The following is a 16,708-nucleotide window of genomic DNA, read 5'->3' as shown; positions in this document are numbered from 1 at the left end:
AGCGCGTTACGTGTTGTGAATGGATCTGCAGATTTATTGGATGAAAATGAACTCACGGGTGTTGATGAGAGCCCAGATCATGTTGGCGTAGCCGTCATCTCCGCCGGAAAGAGCGCGCTTGGCGATGTCTTTCTCAGGAAGGGTCGGGCGGCGGTTGAGAACCGAGACAAACAGAGCCTCCACCTTTTCAGGCGGCGACTTCACTTTTTCCATCGTGCGGAAGACCAGTGAATCCGGGCTGGTCAGCATCTGCTGAGCCTTGCCGTTCATCATCATCAGCACCTGTGGGACCGAACCGGTCTTGACGCTGCCGTCGATCAGGGACCGCGGGGACTGGCCGAAGTCGATCAGGAAGTGACCTGCCGGGGCAGGCTGCTCCAGCGTGGATGCGCGGCGCAGAATCATGCCGTTGTAGGTGAGGGAGGCATTTTCCATCATGTCACCGGCAGGCTTTGCTGCAGCGGGTTTGCCTTTGGCTTTGCCGCCGCTTTCCATCATCATGTCGCCACCGCCCGCTTCGGCAAGACCACCACCCATGAGGGCGCGCTCTTTTTCGGCCATCTTGCGGAAGGCGTCATACTTCACCAGCACGGTCTGAGCATCCAGCTTGGGATTGCTGAGGTCCAGGTCGATGGAGCGGCTGTAGAGATCTTCCAGCGGCTTGGCATACTTGTCAGGGTCACCCAGAACCAGGGTCATGTAGGAATCCCATGCCTGCTCGGCACTCATGCGGCGGAGAAGCGGGCCCTGGAAGTAGTAGGGCTCACCCATGGCGATCTTTTCGGAGGTGGCTTCGGACTGGTAGGCGCGGGTGTTGTAGATGATGCGCATGAAATCCTTGATGTTGAACTTCACCCGTTTCATTTCTTCAGCCAGATGCAGGAGCAGTTCGGGGTTCACGGACTGCTTGGGATCATCGATGTTGGTCACCGGCTCCGAGATGCCCTGACCGAAAGCACGCTTCCACATGCGGTTGGCAATGGCCATTGCAAAGCGAGGGTTGGAAGGATCGGTCACCCATTTCGCGAAGGCTGGGCGAAGTTCTTCCGCAGACTTCATCTTCTGCTTGTACGCAGGAAGGTTTTTGTCATTTTTGCTCCAGGTGATGAACTTGGGCTCCACCGGATCATTCGGCTTGGCGTCCGGGTACTTGTAGTCATGGGGCAGCTTCATGCTGTTGGTGTCCATGTCGCCGACGATGAAACGGTTGGCTCCCATGTAGTTCTGGATGCCATTGCGGATGCGCTTGATGTCCATGCCGCTCTGGGTCACCATTTCTTCGATCTTGGGCATCAGGTCCCGCATGGCATTCGCTGCCATCATGCCAGAGGAGTCTTTGGCTTTGCGGTTGCTGGCCACGCGCATGTTGGTGGTGGTGGCTCCGAAGAAGGAGGCCATTTCATAGAACTGGTGCTGGGTCCAGTCGGAGAATGGGTGGTCATGGCACTGTGCACAGGCCACGTCTGTACCCAGAAACACGGCGAGGGTGTTTGCCAGGTTGTCCAGCGGCATGCCGGCGTCACGCAGAAGGTAGCCTGCGGCGCCATCCTGCCACATCTTGCCTTTGGCGGTCAGCATGTCGAACACCATCTTGTCCCAGGTGACGTTCTTCTCGATCTGGTGCTGCATCCAGTTGATGTAGGGGACGCCGCGCAGGTTGTCCTGCTCGAGGCGGTCTTTCACGCGCAGCATTTCAGCGAAGTAGTTGAACGTGTTGCTGTTGTAGCCAGGGCTGTCGAGCAGCATGTCAATCAGCTTGGCACGCTTGTTCGGGTTGCTGTCCTGGATGAACTGCATGGTTTCCGTGTAGTTCGGAATGCGGCCCACGATGTCGAGATAGACGCGGCGCACGAACTGCTCGTCGTTGGCCATGGGGTTGAATCCGGTGATCGGTTTCTTGCCTCCCTTGGCTCGTTCAGGATTGGCGCGCACAAGGCCATTGGCCACGAGGCGGTCAATCGCGGCAGATGCCTGGGCCACGGTCGCATTGGCCAGCATCACCGGCTGGTCAGAGGGCTTCATGCTTTTTGCCAAAGCCTGATCCTCCGCAGACAGCCTGGTCAGAGCAAACTTGTGAGTGACTCCATCAGCGGTTTTCAGGATGATGTCCTCACCATCGAGACCGATGAATGAGGCGGTGACTTGGCGGCCGGAGGTGTCCGTCCAAGTGCGAACTTCCGCCAAGGCGGAGGACACACAAAGTGCGGAAACAAGCAGGCTGCTGAGCAGTTTCTTGGTTTGTTTCATGGTGATGTGGAATGAGTGAAATTGGCTTCCATAGGTTCGAACGAGCCGGGGGGGCTTCCAATTAGGGGGAATTTGTCGTTTTTTTGAGTTTTTGGCCAGCCGGGAGACCTCAGCAGGCCCGATTGCCCAGTCGGAGCAGGGTTTTGTCCGGTTAGTCGCCTTTCAGCTGGCCGGATTGGGCTACAGCTGGTCCAAGATCGCCATTCGCCAGGATGAGGGGCTGAATTTCCGTGTCTTATTTATCTTTTATGAGAGCTTTCCGCGGCTTTTTGGGGTGAATTTACTTTAATGCCTTGATAATGAATGAAGTAATGTCGTTGTGCATTTTCTCCATGTCCGGACGATTGGTGTACATCATGTGGCCGGACTCGTACTCCGCGAATTCGATGTTGCCGCGCAGTTCATCGGGCAGCCGCATCTGGCGCACGCTCAGGAGCATGTTGTCTGGCGGTGTGACGAGATCCCGCCAGCCGGTAAGTGCCAGCACTCTGAGGTGGGGGTTCTGTTTGATCGCCTCGGCCAGCTGGCCGCTCACACTGGTGTAGCTGTTGCCCTTGCCGTGGTTCCAGTTTGGCTGTGGGGCCAGCACTTCATAGGGGAGATCCTTTTCATAATGCAGTTCCTCGCGCAGGTAGGCGTTCATGGAGGCTGCGGCTACGCTGCCCACGACACGCATGAAGGGCTCGATCTGTGGGTGGATGTCCGACTCATCGCCATCGCGCCCTGTCACACGGGCATCATAGGCACCCAGCACCAGCTTTTCTTTGCGCAGCAGCATTTCACGGAACACACCACTGTCGATCCGCAGTTCCTGCTGCTCGATCAGCTTGGGTTCCAGGCCCGTGAGTCTGGCCAGCTTTTTCACCACGCTCTCACGTTCTGCCTGGGGCAGGTCATTTCCCTTCAGCAGGGCGGAGGCGTATTCGCCGAAGGCAAAGGCGCGTGATTCGGCCACGGCTTTTTTGAAATCGGCCTGCAGGTCTGGGGGCAGCTTTTTGTGATAGTGCGCCGTGGCCGTCATGGCCGGCAGGCCCACGAGGTAGGGTGTTTCGTTCAGGGGGCCGGAGAGCAGCGTGGCGTAGTCCAGCAGGCCGGAGACGATCACAATGCCGTTCAGGTACATGCGGTGCCGCTGCTGCAGATGCTGCGCCAGCCCGCCGCCACGGATGCCGCCGTAGCTTTCGCCGGCGATGAACTTTGGCGAGCTCCAGCGCTCTTCGCGCGTGACCCACAGCCGCATGAACTCGCCCACACTGGCGATGTCCTCCTGCACGCCGAGAAACTCCGGCAGGTTTTTGGGATCCTCCGGACGGCTGAAGCCAGTGTTCACCGGGTCGATGAAAACGAGGTCCGTCACATCCAGCAGCGAGAACTCATTGTTCACCAGGCCACCCGGCGGGCGTGGGGGCGTGAGCCCGTCTGCAGGCAGGTCCACGCGCTTGGGGCCAAAGGCCCCGAGGTGCAGCCACACCGAGCTGCTGCCCGGGCCGCCGTTAAAGCAGAACGTCACCGGACGTGTGCTCTTGTCTTTCACCTCCTTCATCGTGTAGGCCGTGTAAAAGACCTGCGCCGAGGGTTTGCCATCCGGCTTCAGGATGGGCAAGGTGCCTGCCTTGGCCTGATACGCGATCTCCTTGCCGCCGATGGTCACCTTTCCCTCCGTCACGACGGGCTTGTCTGACTCGGACTTTTTGTCGTCCTTCTTCTCCGGCTGCTTGCCTTCCTTTTTTTCGGAGGCGGGGGCGGCGGGCTTGTCTGGTTTGGCTTCGTCGGCGTTGAGACAGACCGGCGTCGCAAGAGCCAGTAAGGTGGTCAGAAAGGTTGGGCGGATGCGCATATCCGCGCAGCATGGCATGCGCGCTCCGCCTTGAGAATCAAAATCCTCGTCAGGCCGCCGCCTGTTTGCAGGCCTTGATGGTGTTGGCCATCAGCATGGCGATGGTCATGGGGCCCACACCGCCCGGCACGGGGGTGATGGCGCGGCATTTGGGGGCGACTTCATCAAAGGCCACGTCGCCCACGAGCTTGTAGCCCTTGTCACTGGTGGCATCGTCCACACGGTTGATGCCTACATCGATGACCACGGCACCTTCCTTGACGTGCTCCGCCTTGATGAAATGCGGGCGGCCAATTGCCGCGATGATGATGTCCGCCGTGCGGGTGATGGCAGCCAGATCCTTGGTGCGGGAATGAGTCACGGTTACGGTGGCGTCTCCGCCCTTGCCCTTGGCCATGAGCAGCAGGGCCATGGGTTTGCCCACGATCATGCTGCGGCCCACCACCACGGCGTGCGCTCCGCTGGTTTCGATGCCGGCCTCAATCAGCAGGCGCTGGCAGCCCAGCGGGGTGCAGGGCACGAAGCCGGTGGGATCTTCCAGGGCTAGCTTGGCCACGTTCACCGGATGGAACCCGTCCACGTCCTTGGCGGGATCAATCGCGCGCACGATCGCAGCTTCGTCGATGTGTTTGGGCGGCGGGCTTTGCACCAGGATGCCGTGGATGGAAGGATCGTTGTTCAGGGCATCCACGTGTGCCAGCAGTTCCTCCTGGGTGGTGGAGGCTGGGAGCTCGAGCTTGACCGAGTGCAGGCCCAGATCGCGGCACTTTTTGTCTTTGGAGCGGACGTAGGCGCGTGAGGCAGGATCATCACCCACGAGCACGACTGCCAGGCCCGGCTTGCGGCCTTGTGCGGCCAGCGTGGCGATGTCACGGCGGCATTCTTCGAGGACTTTTTCAGCGACGGCGGTTCCAGAGATGAGCTGCATGTTTTCAGGTGGTGCAGGCGGGGCAGGGAGTCAACCGCCGAGGCCAAAAACCCCTGGCTTGATTTTTCTGTAACCAGTAGTCGCAGCCCGGCATTCAGGACTTTAGCCGCGGAAGTATGTGGCGGATGCCCTGAACAAGTCTGAAAGCCTCGTTTATGACGTTCGCTCAATGAGCCGCTGCGTTGCCATTTTTTCGTTTTGGAATTACCTCAGTTGCTCTGCCGTGACCGCTCCAGCCCACACCGATATCCAGAGGGACGATGACCTCGTTCTGGTGCAGTCGGCGCAGGCGGGCGACCTCGAGGCCTTTGACCAGATCATCAAACGCCATCAGCCCACCATGACCGCCATGCTTCATCGCTTCTCCAGCAGCCGTGCCGATCTTGAAGACATGGTTCAAGAGTGCTTTGTCCGTGCCTGGCGTGCGCTGCCGCAGTGGCGGCCAGACAAGCCCTTTCTTCACTGGCTCAGGCGCATCGCCGCAAATATCGGCCTCGAATTCTGCCGCAGGCATCAGCGCTCGCCATTCTCTCGCCTGGTGCAGCCCACGGCGGAGGGGCATCCGCTCGACCAAATCGCCTGCGCTGAAGATTCCTCGCCTGGGAATGACCTGGCCAGCGTTCAGTTCATCCTTTCCCATTTGCCGCCGGATGACCGGGCCCTGCTCACGCTGCTGCATCTGGAGCAGCTTCCTCTTCATGAAATCGCCGCGCATTTTGGCTGGAGCAAGGCGAAGGCCAAGGTGAAAGCCTTCCGCGCGCGGCAACGACTCAAAACCATCCTCACACGTCATGGATACACCCTCGACTAATCGGCGATCCTGGAATCGCCTCACCCAAAGCGCCCGCCTGGCCTCCATGCCGCAGGGGGTGGATGTGAGGCTCGCCGTCCGGGCAGAAATCAGCGCGCCGCAGTGCCGACGTCAGACCGCTTCTCTTTGGGATGATGTGCTCGATCTCTTTTGCTCCCGCTGGCTGCAGGCCGGTTTTGCAGCTCTCGCCCTTGCAGCGTTTCTTGCCTGCCATCACAGCCTGGATGTGTTGAATGAAATGGCCTGGATCTGGCAGCTTCAGGGGCCCGTGTTCGCTGGTATTTGATTCTCTTATGCACTCTTCACCCACCATCTCATCACGCTGGAAGGCCGCGCTCCTTCTTCTGCTGGTTTTCATCCTCGGTGCAGGCTGTGGCATCGGCGGCGGACTGCTTGTGCTGCGCCGTTTTGTTCAGCGCGCCATCGCCCATCCTGGTGAGTCCCAAGCGCCGGTGGACCGTCTCATTGACAAGGTCGAATCTGCCATGGTGGCGGAGTTGTCTCTCACAGAGGCCGAGCGCAGCGCCGTGCATGCGGAGTTGCTGCAGACGGCGGCTGAGTTCAAGCTGCTGCGTGCCGAGGTCTGGCAGAAGGCGGGCTCCGGTGTGGCCGGTTGCTTGGACCGCATCTGCAAACACCTGCCTTTGGAAAAGCAGGAAATCCTGCGAAAAAAAGCCGCCGAACGTCTCGGCCCCTGGGGGCTCCTCGGCAGCGAAAACCCATGACATCCACACATCGGGGACCACGTCTCCCGGAAGCGCCTGGGGCCTCAGCTATCAGGCTGCAGCCAGCAGCTTCTGCCTGCCGCCCTCGGCCAGCAGGGCGGCAAGTTCCGGCATGTAGCGGGTGATTTCGTGCGAAAGCATGGACAGCCGGGTTTCGGATTTCCAGCTGCCTTTTTTGCTGCGGTCAGTGTCAGTCAGTTCGACTTCAACAAGGGTGGAGAAGACAGTGGAGTCGGCCTGAGGATCGTGTTGAAGTGTCATGATGATAGGGAAGGTTGATCCGGCGTCAGAAGGACGAGCTGTCCGTCCTTGAGAGTCCATTTGCGTCTGTCCAAAGCTCCCGAGTTCAACATGGCATCTATCCCATTGCTCAACAGCATCCTCGCCGCCTCGGCGGGGCTGCTGCCAAACGTGCCCTTCAAAGTCATGTCTTCGAGGTACTGCTTGATCTGCGGTGTGATCGCGATCGTCAGTGACAATGAGTCGAAGGTGTTTGAAGGGCGGGCCATCCAATAATAACCGGGTAATAACCCCATTTTAATTCCATCCTGACCCTATGGTCAAGGTTGGCTTCGATTTATTTGGGGTTTTTACCCCATTAAAACCCTGGATTTATTTAAGTTTCCTTAAATAACTGGGGCTTATCGATGGAAAATCACTCTGAGCAGCGTTCCCAAACTCCCAATCACCTATGAAACGCTACTTCACCGTTACACTTCCCGCCGCCCTGCTGGGTTTTGCCCTCTTCAACCTGCATGCCGAAACCAAAAGCGAAGAGTGGCAAAACTGGTTTGCCGATGGCTCCCTCCAAGGCGGCCAGATCATCAGCGGCAAGGCTACTTACAAAGTGGAAAACGGCGTGCTGACCGGCACCACCACGGAGGGCAGCCCCAACACCTTTCTCGCCATCGGTCCCTTTAAAGACTTCGAACTCGAATTTGAAGTGAATGTGGACGATGCGCTGAATTCCGGGGTCCAGGTGCGCAGCCACATTGCCAAAGAGGGCGATCCGGTGCCCGAAGGGGCCAAAGGCAAGCTTCCCGCCGGCCGTCTCTACGGACCACAGTGCGAGATCGCGATCAACGGCACTGCCGGCGATTTCTATGATGAAGCCCGTCGTGGCACCTGGTGGAGCATTCTGACGAAAACCGAAGCCGTGCGCACCGACGCCGCCAAGGCAGCCTTTAAAAAAGGTGAGTGGAATCACTACCGCATCGTCGTAAAGGGCGATCACTACCAGAGCTTCGTCAATGGAGTGCCCGCTGCTGACTTTGCCCAGCCGAATGACCCCGAGGGCTACATCGGCTTCCAGGTGCATGGCATCAAGGCGGGCACCGGCCCCTACAGCGTGCGCTGGCGCAATGTGAAGTTCCGCGAGACGAAGTAAGCCCCGACTAGCAAAAAAAGGCCGCCTGCTCCTGCGGCCGCCATCCAGCCCCGCCACCACGGTGTCTGCTGGATGGGAATGGGGCGGGAGCGGTCTCCCGCCAGCAGGAGCATCCAGCGGGGAGGCGTTTCCGGATGCGACAGATCCTGGGTCCAGAGCAGCACATCGTGCAGTTTGCCCTTCTGCATTTCAAAGACGATCTCCGGCTCGCTGCTGCGCCACCTCCATGACGAAGTGATCAAGGCATGCTCCTCGCCTTCCGTGCCAGAGGGTAGATAGGCGGCGGGTGCGTAATCCGCCCAGTTGTGGTGCTCTGAAATGCGAGCTTTGCCCACAGAGTTGAGCGGCGTCAGCACGTCACCTTGCCGCAGGCGCACCGGATCTGCCAGTGCCTCCAGCGCTGCGGCTTCATCCATGATGAGGGGATTGCTGCCGTAGTCCGCGGTGATCTCCAGCAGCACTTCGGCCTCAGGCAGCAGCGTGAGCTTGGCACTGAGAAATTCCGCCCCGTGCCCCAAAGCACACAGGGGGGCCAGAACGGCTCCCCCTGTGGCGAGAATGAGGATGGATCGCACAAGGCGCATCATTACTTCTTCACGTTCCACTTCAGCACACGGCCCCACTTGTTCCACTCGGTCTCGAGGATGTTGCCGTCGTTGTCAAAGGTGATGCCGTGCGGGCTCGTGACGATGCCCTGCTTCCAGTCCTGCGGAGGAATGCCGGGGGTGTTGGTCAGCGCCGGGCTGGTGCCCAGATCGGCGACACGCTTGTTGGCCTTGTCCCACACGCTGACATTGCCGGCGATCTCGGCCACGCACATCAGGTCGCCGTGGAAGCTGGCGGAGCTGGGGTTGCGCATTTCGGTGGCAATCTCGCTGATGAAATTGCCTGCAAGGTCGGTGTGCAGCATCCGCTTGTGACCGCGGTCGCAGATCATCACGCGGGCGGGCTCAAAGCGGGTGTCGATGAAGATCTTGTGGGCGTTGGCCAGAGCAAGCGGCTTGTCAGGGCCGCCAAAGACGCTCTTGAATTTGCCATCTGCACTGAACACGAAGATGAAGCTGCGGCCGTAGCCGTCCACCACGTAGATGTCGCCATTGGGGGCCACATCGCAGTTGGTCAGCTTGAGGCCGCCGGCAGCGCCCACGCCTTTCTCTTTCGCGATTTTTTTCTCCGTGCCGTCAGCGAGTTTCAGGGTGATCTCCGTTTTGGAGTCAGCGATCTTCACGCCGGAGGCGATGGGGGTCTTCTTTTTCGGGTCGGCTTCGTCGCTCTTGGTGACACTGACGAAATCACGCTGCTCGGCCGGGAAGGCGCTGGTGGGGATCTCCATCACCACGGTGCCGTCCAGGTTGCACTTGATGACTTTCTGCTCACCCAGCACGGCGGCGTAGATGTGCTCGCCATCGCCCAGTTTTCGGATCACAAAGCCATGCAGGGAAGGGGGCAGAGGCAGGGTTTTGATGAACTTGCCGTCCTTGCCATAGACCTGCAGGCCAGCCAGGGCGGGGTCTTTGTCCTGCACGCTCACGTAGATCTTGCCGGTGGAGTCCACCGCGATCTCCCCGTGGCCGTCGCCAATGGTTTCCTTGCCGGGAGGCGGAGAGATGAAGTTGGGAACGAATTCATAGGACACCTCGGCGGCAGCGGTGCCGGCCAGGGCCATGACAGACAGGAGGGAGAGAATGCGGTTGCTCATCAGGCCGATTCAAACGAAGCCGGGCGGCAGGGTCAATCGTACAACAGCGATTTTGCTGGATGATCCTGTCATACGGCAGGAAACTTCAGGTCACATAGCTGGTTCCCATGCACTTTCCCATGAAAAAGGTTCTCTCCATCCTCCTTGGCGGCGCGACTCTGGCCGGTTCTGTCTTCGGTCTGCGTGTCCACGCCCAGCAGGCTGAATTCGATGAAAAGTTCAAGGCTTTCGACCTCAACGCAGACGGCATCATCAGTGGAGATGAAATGAATGGCGCCAGATACCTGCCCCAGCTGGACCTGAACAAGGACGGCAAGCTGACGCGCGAGGAGGCGCTGCTGGCCGTGCAAAAGATGCGCAAGCTCGCTGGCAATCCGCAGGCCAGCGGAGTCGGCAACGAATCCACGGCCATTCTGTTCAAGCGACTGGACAAAAACGGCGATGGCAAGCTGACCGCCGAAGAGCTGCCAAACCAGAAGTGGTTCAACGGGCTGGATGCCGATAAAGACGGCTACGTGACGCTGGACGAGGCCGAGAAAGGTGTGGCTGCTCTGCGCAGGCGTGGCGGTGCCGGCACCGCCAGCAGCCAGGTCTCGAGTACTCCGATCAAGCCCGCTTCAGAAGACCCGACCTTCAAGGAAGCTCCCGAGCGGCTCAAGGGGGGCGACCATGGTGTGGGCCGCATGGTTGCAGACACCACCCTCAAGACTCTGGCAGGAGCCGACCTTAAACTCAGCAGCGCCGCCGGCAAAAACGGCCTCGTCATCGCTCTCTTCAGCGCCACCTGCCCGATCAGCGGCAAGCTTGCCCCCGAGACGGCTCGGCTGGAAAAAGAGCTGAAGGAAAAAGGCGTGGGCATGCTGCTGGTGAACGTACCGCCTGGACAGAAGACCGAGGAGGCCGTCAAATTTCTCGCCGATCACAAGCTGGCCTCTCCTGCTGCCAGCGACGCGGAAGGCAAACTTGCTCAGCAGCTTGCTGCAGCCACCACGACCGAGGTCTTTCTTCTCGATGCCGCACGCACGCTGGTTTATCGCGGTGCGCTCAATGACCAGTATGGGCTCGGCTACTCCAAGGATGCTCCTCAACATCATTACCTGCGCGATGCCGTGGCTGCGATGCTGCGCGGCGAACCTGCGGACGTCGTGGCCACCAGCGCCCCCGGCTGCGCGCTGGACCTCCCCCAGGAGAAAGCCGTTGCGGGCACTGTGGCGACGTACCACCGTGACATTTCACGCATCATGCAGGCCAACTGCGTTGAGTGCCACCACAAAGGCGGCGTTGGGCCCTTTGCTCTGGAGACCTATGAAGATGTGATCGAGCACGCAGGGATGATCCGCAAGCAGGTGGAGCGTGGGGCCATGCCGCCGTGGTTTGCCGCGCCGCTGGAGGGCAGGGCACACTCTCCCTGGGCTAATGACCGCGCTCTCTCCGAGCGAGACCGCTCAGACCTTCTCGCCTGGCTGGCGTCTTCCGACCGGGCGAAGGGCGATGTGGCCGATGCACCCAGAGCGCGTGTGTTTCAAGGGGAGTGGACGATTGGAAAGCCGGATGCCATCATCGCCGGGGCACGTCCCGTGTCCGTCAAAGCCGAGGGCACCATGCCCTATCAGCATGTGACGGTAACCACCGACTTTCCCGAAGACCGCTGGGTGCGTGGCTATGAGATCCTGCCGACCGCCCGCGAAGTGGTGCACCATGTGATCGTCAGCGTTTTCGAAAAGGGCAGCCGGGTGAGCCAGGGCGGGGAAGAGGGGGCGCAAGGCTACTGGGCCGCGTATGTTCCTGGGAATTCCAAGCAGGTCTATCCCGAAGGCTTTGCGCGCAAGCTCCCCGCCGGGGCCACCGTGAGCTTCCAGATCCACTACACCCCCAATGGCAAGGCCGTGGAGGACACCATCCGCATGGGGCTGCTGTTTGCCAAAGAGCCGCCGAAGTACGTCATCCACACCACCGGCCTGCCCAATGCCCGTATCAGCATCCCGCCGGGAGAGGCCAATCATGTTGAAACGGCCTCACGCAAGCTGCCAACGGACATCAATGTGATGGCCTGGATGGCGCACATGCATGTGCGTGGGAAAGCCTTCAAATTTGAAGTCACCCTCCCGGACGGCAAGACCGAGACTCTGCTGGACATCCCCAAGTACGACTTTAACTGGCAGCTGCGCTACGATTATGCCACGCCGCACTTCCTGCCGCGTGGCAGCACGGTCAAGATTACCGCTGTGTATGACAACAGCGCATCCAATCCCGCCAACCCCGATCCCGGCAAAACCGTTCGCTGGGGGCAGCAAACATTTGACGAAATGATGATCGGCTACATGGAGCACTACACCCCGCTCAATCCGGAGCTGGCGAGCGAGTAAGCTCTTATTTGCCCATCACTGCAAAGTCGAGCTCGACCGCAAGCTTGGAGCGTTCTTCACGCATGCTGGCCATCTGGCTTTCCAGCGCTGCGGCTTGAGCCAGCACTTTGTTTGCATTTTCGGTGTGGCGGGTGGTCGGGGTGCCCCGATATTTGGCATTCTGCGCCAGCTCCTGATGGCTTGCCGCTGTTTTCCGATACTGCGAGACCAGATTTGTATAGCTGGTGATGGCTGCATCCAGCTCCGCCATCCTCAGCTTGATTCGTTTGATCTTGGCTTCGTCAATCTTGATCGAGGCTTTTGGTGCGGGGGAGCTCGAAACGAAGGGGGGCGGAGCGGCCGGCATGGATGGGCTTATGATGCTCTCTTCACCAGGATTTTGAAAAAGCGCCGCCTGGGCTTTCTCAATCATGGGCACCAGGGCATTAGGTCCCAGATCATATTGTTCCTTTAGGGTTTCAGGGGCTTGGTCTGCCGGAATGGAGCCGACACCGTCATCGTGAATGAACGAAATGCCGGAATCTTCCACTTTCCGTATTTTGACGCCGCGCAGAACCTTTCCACTGGCTAGTTTCACCTCTCCCAGATCGGTGCCGGGTGCATTCTTGCGCGTTCTGTCCACCCATTCTCTCATGGAGTCGAGAGTCTGCTTCAAGTCGCTGTCCGCTTTGTCAAAGCGTTGGTCCAGCGTGTCTCGTAACCCAAGAAGAGTGGCGTTTTTTTCAGTCTCGGCCTTGAGCTTCTGAACAAACTGCTCCTTTTCGGCCCAAAATTTCTTTCTCTTCGTCAGCTGGTCCTGAATGAGTGCCAGCCTCGATTTGCTGTCACTCAGCGCCACATTGGCCGTGTCCACAGAGCTCAGGTACTGGCCTGTGAAACAGAAGACGACGAGAAGGGTGAGCAGGGAAAGGGAGACCCAGATTTTTGATTCTTCGGACATGATAACCTCAGGGGAGTTTAATAAAGGTATTTGGCTTTGTAGGTGGCCATGCGCGGACGGATTTCACCCAGCGCAGCTTCGGCTTCGTCGCACTTTTGCCGGAGATACTCGACCTTCTCCTCCAGCTCCGCGTTTTTTTTCACGGTCTTTTCATGCTGTTGCTCCAAGCTCATGCCGTCCGGTGAAGCGGCGGTCTGAAGCGCTTCGAACTTGGCATCTACGGTGCGCATTTCCTCCTTGGCGCGTTCAAAGTCTGCGTCGACTTTGAGCCGTTGATCGTTCAGCAGGGCTGGTTTGTCGCAGGAGCTTCCCAAAACGACGAACGCAAGGCAGGTTAAAATGAAGATGCGACGCATTTCAGTAAATGTATTATGGTTTTTGCCCGGAGGCGAATTTTATTGATGGATGTACACCTATAGGCAGCCTTTTGCATGTGAAATATTCCATGATGATTCAGTGCCTGCCGGTAGGCAAAATGGCATGCCCGGCCGCACAGCGCTCATTGAACAGTCTGATGCGGGGATTCAGCGTCTGCACGTGACAGAATCGTAGGAATGGACGCCGTGCCCGTGATGCGAGTGGCGTCGAGATGATTTGCGGAGGCAGGCGGTGAGCCTCCGCTGCGGTCCTGAGCGTGCTACCAAGTGAGAGAAGCATGCCCCGCCTCAACGGTAGCGTGTGGCTCCCTCATTGAGAAACTGTGCATGAACCGCTTTTCTGATTTCCAGCAGTTCGGGAATGAACTGCTTCAGATATGGCGCTCTGTCAGCCAGTGAAAGCGAGCTTATCTGCGAGGATGAGGCTTGGGCGACGGAAGCAAAGAATTCGGCAAACACCGGCACCACGTTGGAAATGGATATCGTGGTTTTTGTGCCCCCGAGCTTTTGATTGACCCTGGTAATGCCACTGCTGATGACACCGCCCAGCGTGTACTTGCTCCCGTCCGCGATGACCTGGCGGATGATGTAGTCCCCGCGGGGCTGGCTGGGAACATCAAAGCCCCCGCGGTTGGGTTTGGGATTGAGATAGCAGGCAGCGGCCAAGGTCAGTGTATCTCGGTCAAAGGCTTTCAGTTCGGCCAATGAACTCATCAGGGAGGTGTATTGCATTTTTCTCCACTTGGTCACCTTGTCTGGCCTGACCGCAAATCTCCGCACCTTGTCAAAAACAGTCCCATTGGTCCAAATGTCGCGTTTGGCTGCATTCAGATAGGTCGAGATGCCAAGCACCTGCTTGGTGTCTGTGAGGACGACGGGGCCACCGCTGTTGCCGGGCACGATTTCACAGCTGATTTCGATGCGGTCAGTCCCCAGACCCACCACCATGCCGTTCAATGAAGTCACGGCATCGGCCCCCAGGCTGTTGCCATAAGCGGTTACCCTCTGATTCACGCTGACGGACAGATTGGTGTCTGCAAGCGTGTATGAGGGCTCCCCCTCTTTGAGGGACACCGGAAATCTTGCCACGTCTTCCAGCCCATGGGCTGCCTCGGGATCATAGTTGTTCGAAAGCTCAATCTCATACGGAACTGGAATGTTCTGTCCGGAGGCCGTTTTGATGCTGACAATCTTCGAGGTGAAGCCAGCGGGGGTGCCACAGATGACGTGTGCGTTGGTGTAAACATGGGTTTTGCCCCCCGCTTGTGCGATGAAGCCTGAGCCGCTGCCCCGGTCGGTTTTGATGATGACGAGACACCTGGCGTCAAAGGAGGCCCCCTCTGCCGGTGCCGGTGTGCTTTGTGGGGCGCTGGCGACGGGTGAGGTGGAGGCGTTGTTCGAGGGCTTGATCTCGGGGCTCTGATTTTTGGTGGTGACCACGTCACTGGGGGCTGTGCTTTGAAAGGCCGCCAGCGCCGTCATCATTTTGGGGACCAGGGCATTGGTTCCCAGATCATACTTCTGCTGCAAATTTTCAGGCATCAGCTCCACCGATGCCGTGCCGATGCCGTCTGCGTACGACAATGAGAGGCCTGTTTCGTCCACTTTGCGGATTTTGACGCCACGCAGCAGTCTGCCGTTGGTCATCGTTATGTCGCCCAGTTCCTTGCCGCTGGCGTCGTTGCGTGCTTTTTCCACAGCCGCTTTGAAGGATTTGGCGCTCTCTGCCAGCTCCTCGTTGATCTTTGCCAGCCGCTTGTCGAGAATGTCTCTGGCCTTCAGGAGTGCCTGGTTGTTTTCCATGTCCTCACGTTTCTGCTGAATGAGGGCTTTCTTTTGAGTGATGAGGTTGCGCAGCGAGGTCAGCTTGGCGCTGCTCTCCTGAAGCGAGCTCTCGGCAGATTTGAGCTTTTGGGTGTAATCGTTGTAGCCGCCGTAGCCGACAGCGCAGGCGATCAGAAGCAGCAGCCAGAACTTGGGGGAGGTAAGCATAAGCGGGCGTTTGAAACTATTGGGCGCTTAGGGCCTTGTAGGCTTCGAGCTTGCTCCGAACCTTTTTAAGCAGTTCGTCGCCCTGGGTGCAGGTTTTGCTGAGATCTGCCAGCTTCTGCTGAAGGGCTGTGTTCTTTTTCACCCATTCGGCATGTTGTTGCTCCGGTTGGATTTGGTCTGAAGCATGGGCATCCAAAGCTGCATACTGAGTGTCGAGCCCCTGCAGTTCGATGCTGTTCTGCAGGAACTCTGCCTCCAGCGCCTCCCTGTCTTTAGATAGGGATTCTATTTTATTGCAGGAACTTGCCAGCAGAATGACTGGCATTGCAGCGAAAATGCATAGGTAATTCATGTCGAACCCATTCATCAAACCACGGGGTATCGAAATCGACAAGAAAAATGCTGCATCAAGTTCGCGACGGCGATGGGCGATTGACGCAGCCTCTCAGCCCTATGTGGGCTTTATTTGGTCGCGCCCACTCTGAGCTCGCTGATGAGGCGATTTAAGCCGTTGTGAATGGATTTCGGGCCGAGATCATACTTCAGAACGTAATCCTGTGGCAGTTCATCCGATTTCACCTGCAGGTTGGCAACGCCGTCTTCATGCAGGAAGGAGATTGAATCATCGTTGATTTTGAATATTTTAGCGTTGTGCAGGGCTGGGCGTCCGATCAGCCGGAGTTCGGGGATCACAGTGCCGATGTCGGATGAGCGCACCTTTTCCACGGCCGCGGCCAAGGAATCCGCCATGTATTTGACCTCTCCGGTCAGTTTGCGCTCCCTGGCGTCCAGAAGATCGCGCTGCCGGTTGATCTCTGCCAGGCGTGCGTTCACTTGGGCCAGCTTGTCTTTGGCTGCTTTGAGCTCGGTCCATTCCTGCTTGCGCAGTTCCGCGATTTCCCGTGCCGTGTCGGCTTCGGCTTTGAGGTCGGCAAGGTCTGATTTGAGCTTGTCGAGCGTGTGGAGGTAGTCACAGCCGCCAAGGACGCAGGCAAAAAAGAGCAGGGCTTTGAGAAGGGTGCTGAAACGGAATTCGAACACAGGCGAGAGGGGGATTATTTAAGGTTTGCGGCTTTGTAGGCCTCTGCGGCTGGTTTCAGCATCGCGAACCCGCTTTCAATGGCCGAGAGTTTGCGCTCCCTGGGGGCGTTGACAAATTCCAGAGGGCGCACCTGATCCTCTGTCTCCTGAGCCTGCTGGGAGATGCGTGGCAGCGCCTCCTTGCCGCCGAGCGCGGCGATGTCCTGCTCGTACTGGAGCGTGTCCGCCTTGTCTTTTTTGATGCGGGCGTCCAGTGCGGCTATCTCACGCCTGAGCTCGGTATGACGTTCACAGGACAGGCTCGTCAGGCAGAACGCCATGCAGAATGACAAAAAGGGCCTGTTCATGTGAAGGAGCG

Annotated in this window: 18 protein-coding genes; 6 read left to right on the top strand and 12 right to left on the bottom strand. The window is 58.6% G+C overall.

The genetic code is table 11. The annotated features are described in order from the left end of the window. Nucleotides 1–33: 33 nt before the first annotated feature. The 3 genes from ACZ5WW_RS09215 to folD form a co-directional block, all read right to left on the bottom strand. Nucleotides 34–2,247, bottom strand: coding sequence for a DUF1549 domain-containing protein (locus ACZ5WW_RS09215; RefSeq protein WP_377164905.1), 2,214 nt, complete (start codon nt 2,245–2,247; stop codon nt 34–36). A gap of 280 nt (nt 2,248–2,527) precedes the next feature. Next, nucleotides 2,528–4,084, bottom strand: a complete 1,557-nt coding sequence (locus ACZ5WW_RS09210; RefSeq protein WP_377164907.1) for a S10 family peptidase — start codon at nt 4,082–4,084, stop codon at nt 2,528–2,530. Nucleotides 4,085–4,133: 49 nt separating this feature from the next. Continuing rightward, on the bottom strand, nt 4,134–5,012 hold the full coding sequence (folD, locus tag ACZ5WW_RS09205; RefSeq protein WP_377164909.1) for a bifunctional methylenetetrahydrofolate dehydrogenase/methenyltetrahydrofolate cyclohydrolase FolD: 879 nt from the start codon (nt 5,010–5,012) through the stop codon (nt 4,134–4,136). Between the two features lie 223 nt (nt 5,013–5,235). Between folD and ACZ5WW_RS09200 the strand changes: the two genes are divergently transcribed. Genes ACZ5WW_RS09200 through ACZ5WW_RS09190 form a run of 3 tightly spaced genes read left to right on the top strand, consistent with a single transcriptional unit; the run spans nt 5,236 to nt 6,548 of the window. After that, complete coding sequence (locus ACZ5WW_RS09200) at nt 5,236–5,823, top strand: RNA polymerase sigma factor (protein WP_377164911.1); 588 nt, start codon at nt 5,236–5,238, stop codon at nt 5,821–5,823. Next, nucleotides 5,804–6,109, top strand: coding sequence for a hypothetical protein (locus ACZ5WW_RS09195; RefSeq protein WP_377164913.1), 306 nt, complete (start codon nt 5,804–5,806; stop codon nt 6,107–6,109). Before ACZ5WW_RS09200 ends, ACZ5WW_RS09195 begins: the two co-directional genes overlap by 20 nt. A gap of 7 nt (nt 6,110–6,116) precedes the next feature. Continuing rightward, a complete protein-coding gene (locus tag ACZ5WW_RS09190) occupies nt 6,117–6,548 on the top strand; it encodes a hypothetical protein (protein ID WP_377164915.1) in 432 nt (143 codons plus the stop codon). A 51-nt stretch (nt 6,549–6,599) separates the two neighbouring features. Here the strand turns inward: ACZ5WW_RS09190 and ACZ5WW_RS09185 are convergent, their stop codons facing one another. Further along, nucleotides 6,600–6,809 carry a hypothetical protein gene (locus tag ACZ5WW_RS09185; protein WP_377164917.1) on the bottom strand — a complete coding sequence of 70 codons (210 nt, stop codon included), beginning with the start codon at nt 6,807–6,809 and terminating at the stop codon, nt 6,600–6,602. A gap of 90 nt (nt 6,810–6,899) precedes the next feature. Between ACZ5WW_RS09185 and ACZ5WW_RS09180 the strand changes: the two genes are divergently transcribed. Then, nucleotides 6,900–7,064 (top strand): hypothetical protein, encoded by a 165-nt coding sequence (locus ACZ5WW_RS09180; RefSeq protein WP_377164919.1) that lies wholly within the window; start codon nt 6,900–6,902, stop codon nt 7,062–7,064. A 175-nt stretch (nt 7,065–7,239) separates the two neighbouring features. Continuing rightward, nucleotides 7,240–7,935 carry a 3-keto-disaccharide hydrolase gene (locus tag ACZ5WW_RS09175; RefSeq protein WP_377164921.1) on the top strand — a complete coding sequence of 232 codons (696 nt, stop codon included), beginning with the start codon at nt 7,240–7,242 and terminating at the stop codon, nt 7,933–7,935. On the opposite strand, the gene ACZ5WW_RS09170 is transcribed toward ACZ5WW_RS09175, so the two are convergent. Together ACZ5WW_RS09170 and ACZ5WW_RS09165 are read right to left on the bottom strand one after the other, a co-directional pair. After that, complete coding sequence (locus tag ACZ5WW_RS09170; protein ID WP_377164923.1) at nt 7,890–8,510, bottom strand: hypothetical protein; 621 nt, start codon at nt 8,508–8,510, stop codon at nt 7,890–7,892. The two genes, ACZ5WW_RS09175 and ACZ5WW_RS09170, sit on opposite strands and share 46 nt — an antisense overlap. A gap of 11 nt (nt 8,511–8,521) precedes the next feature. Next, nucleotides 8,522–9,634, bottom strand: coding sequence for an NHL repeat-containing protein (locus ACZ5WW_RS09165; RefSeq protein ID WP_377164925.1), 1,113 nt, complete (start codon nt 9,632–9,634; stop codon nt 8,522–8,524). 119 nt (nt 9,635–9,753) lie between these two features. Here ACZ5WW_RS09165 and ACZ5WW_RS09160 point away from each other — a divergent pair, with 119 nt between their 5' ends. Next, nucleotides 9,754–12,000, top strand: a complete 2,247-nt coding sequence (locus ACZ5WW_RS09160) for a redoxin family protein (protein WP_377164927.1) — start codon at nt 9,754–9,756, stop codon at nt 11,998–12,000. Nucleotides 12,001–12,004: 4 nt separating this feature from the next. Here the strand turns inward: ACZ5WW_RS09160 and ACZ5WW_RS09155 are convergent, their stop codons facing one another. The 6 genes from ACZ5WW_RS09155 to ACZ5WW_RS09130 all read right to left on the bottom strand — a co-directional run bounded on the left by ACZ5WW_RS09155 (nt 12,005) and on the right by ACZ5WW_RS09130 (nt 16,697). Continuing rightward, complete coding sequence (locus ACZ5WW_RS09155) at nt 12,005–12,940, bottom strand: hypothetical protein (RefSeq protein ID WP_377164929.1); 936 nt, start codon at nt 12,938–12,940, stop codon at nt 12,005–12,007. Between the two features lie 17 nt (nt 12,941–12,957). Then, on the bottom strand, nt 12,958–13,296 hold the full coding sequence (locus ACZ5WW_RS09150) for a hypothetical protein (protein WP_377164931.1): 339 nt from the start codon (nt 13,294–13,296) through the stop codon (nt 12,958–12,960). 309 nt (nt 13,297–13,605) lie between these two features. Continuing rightward, nucleotides 13,606–15,309, bottom strand: coding sequence for a trypsin-like peptidase domain-containing protein (locus ACZ5WW_RS09145; RefSeq protein ID WP_377164933.1), 1,704 nt, complete (start codon nt 15,307–15,309; stop codon nt 13,606–13,608). 16 nt (nt 15,310–15,325) lie between these two features. Next, a complete protein-coding gene (locus ACZ5WW_RS09140) occupies nt 15,326–15,634 on the bottom strand; it encodes a hypothetical protein (protein WP_377164935.1) in 309 nt (102 codons plus the stop codon). A gap of 137 nt (nt 15,635–15,771) precedes the next feature. Continuing rightward, nucleotides 15,772–16,350, bottom strand: coding sequence for a hypothetical protein (locus ACZ5WW_RS09135; RefSeq protein WP_377164937.1), 579 nt, complete (start codon nt 16,348–16,350; stop codon nt 15,772–15,774). A gap of 14 nt (nt 16,351–16,364) precedes the next feature. Continuing rightward, nucleotides 16,365–16,697: a hypothetical protein gene (locus ACZ5WW_RS09130; protein ID WP_377164939.1), complete on the bottom strand. Its 333-nt coding sequence runs from the start codon at nt 16,695–16,697 to the stop codon at nt 16,365–16,367. Between the last annotated feature and the right edge of the window lie 11 nt (nt 16,698–16,708).

The sequence above is a fragment of the Prosthecobacter fluviatilis genome, from assembly GCF_055388355.1.
Note: the sequence above shows the minus strand (reverse complement) of the source record. Positions and strands in the feature narration are given on the sequence as shown.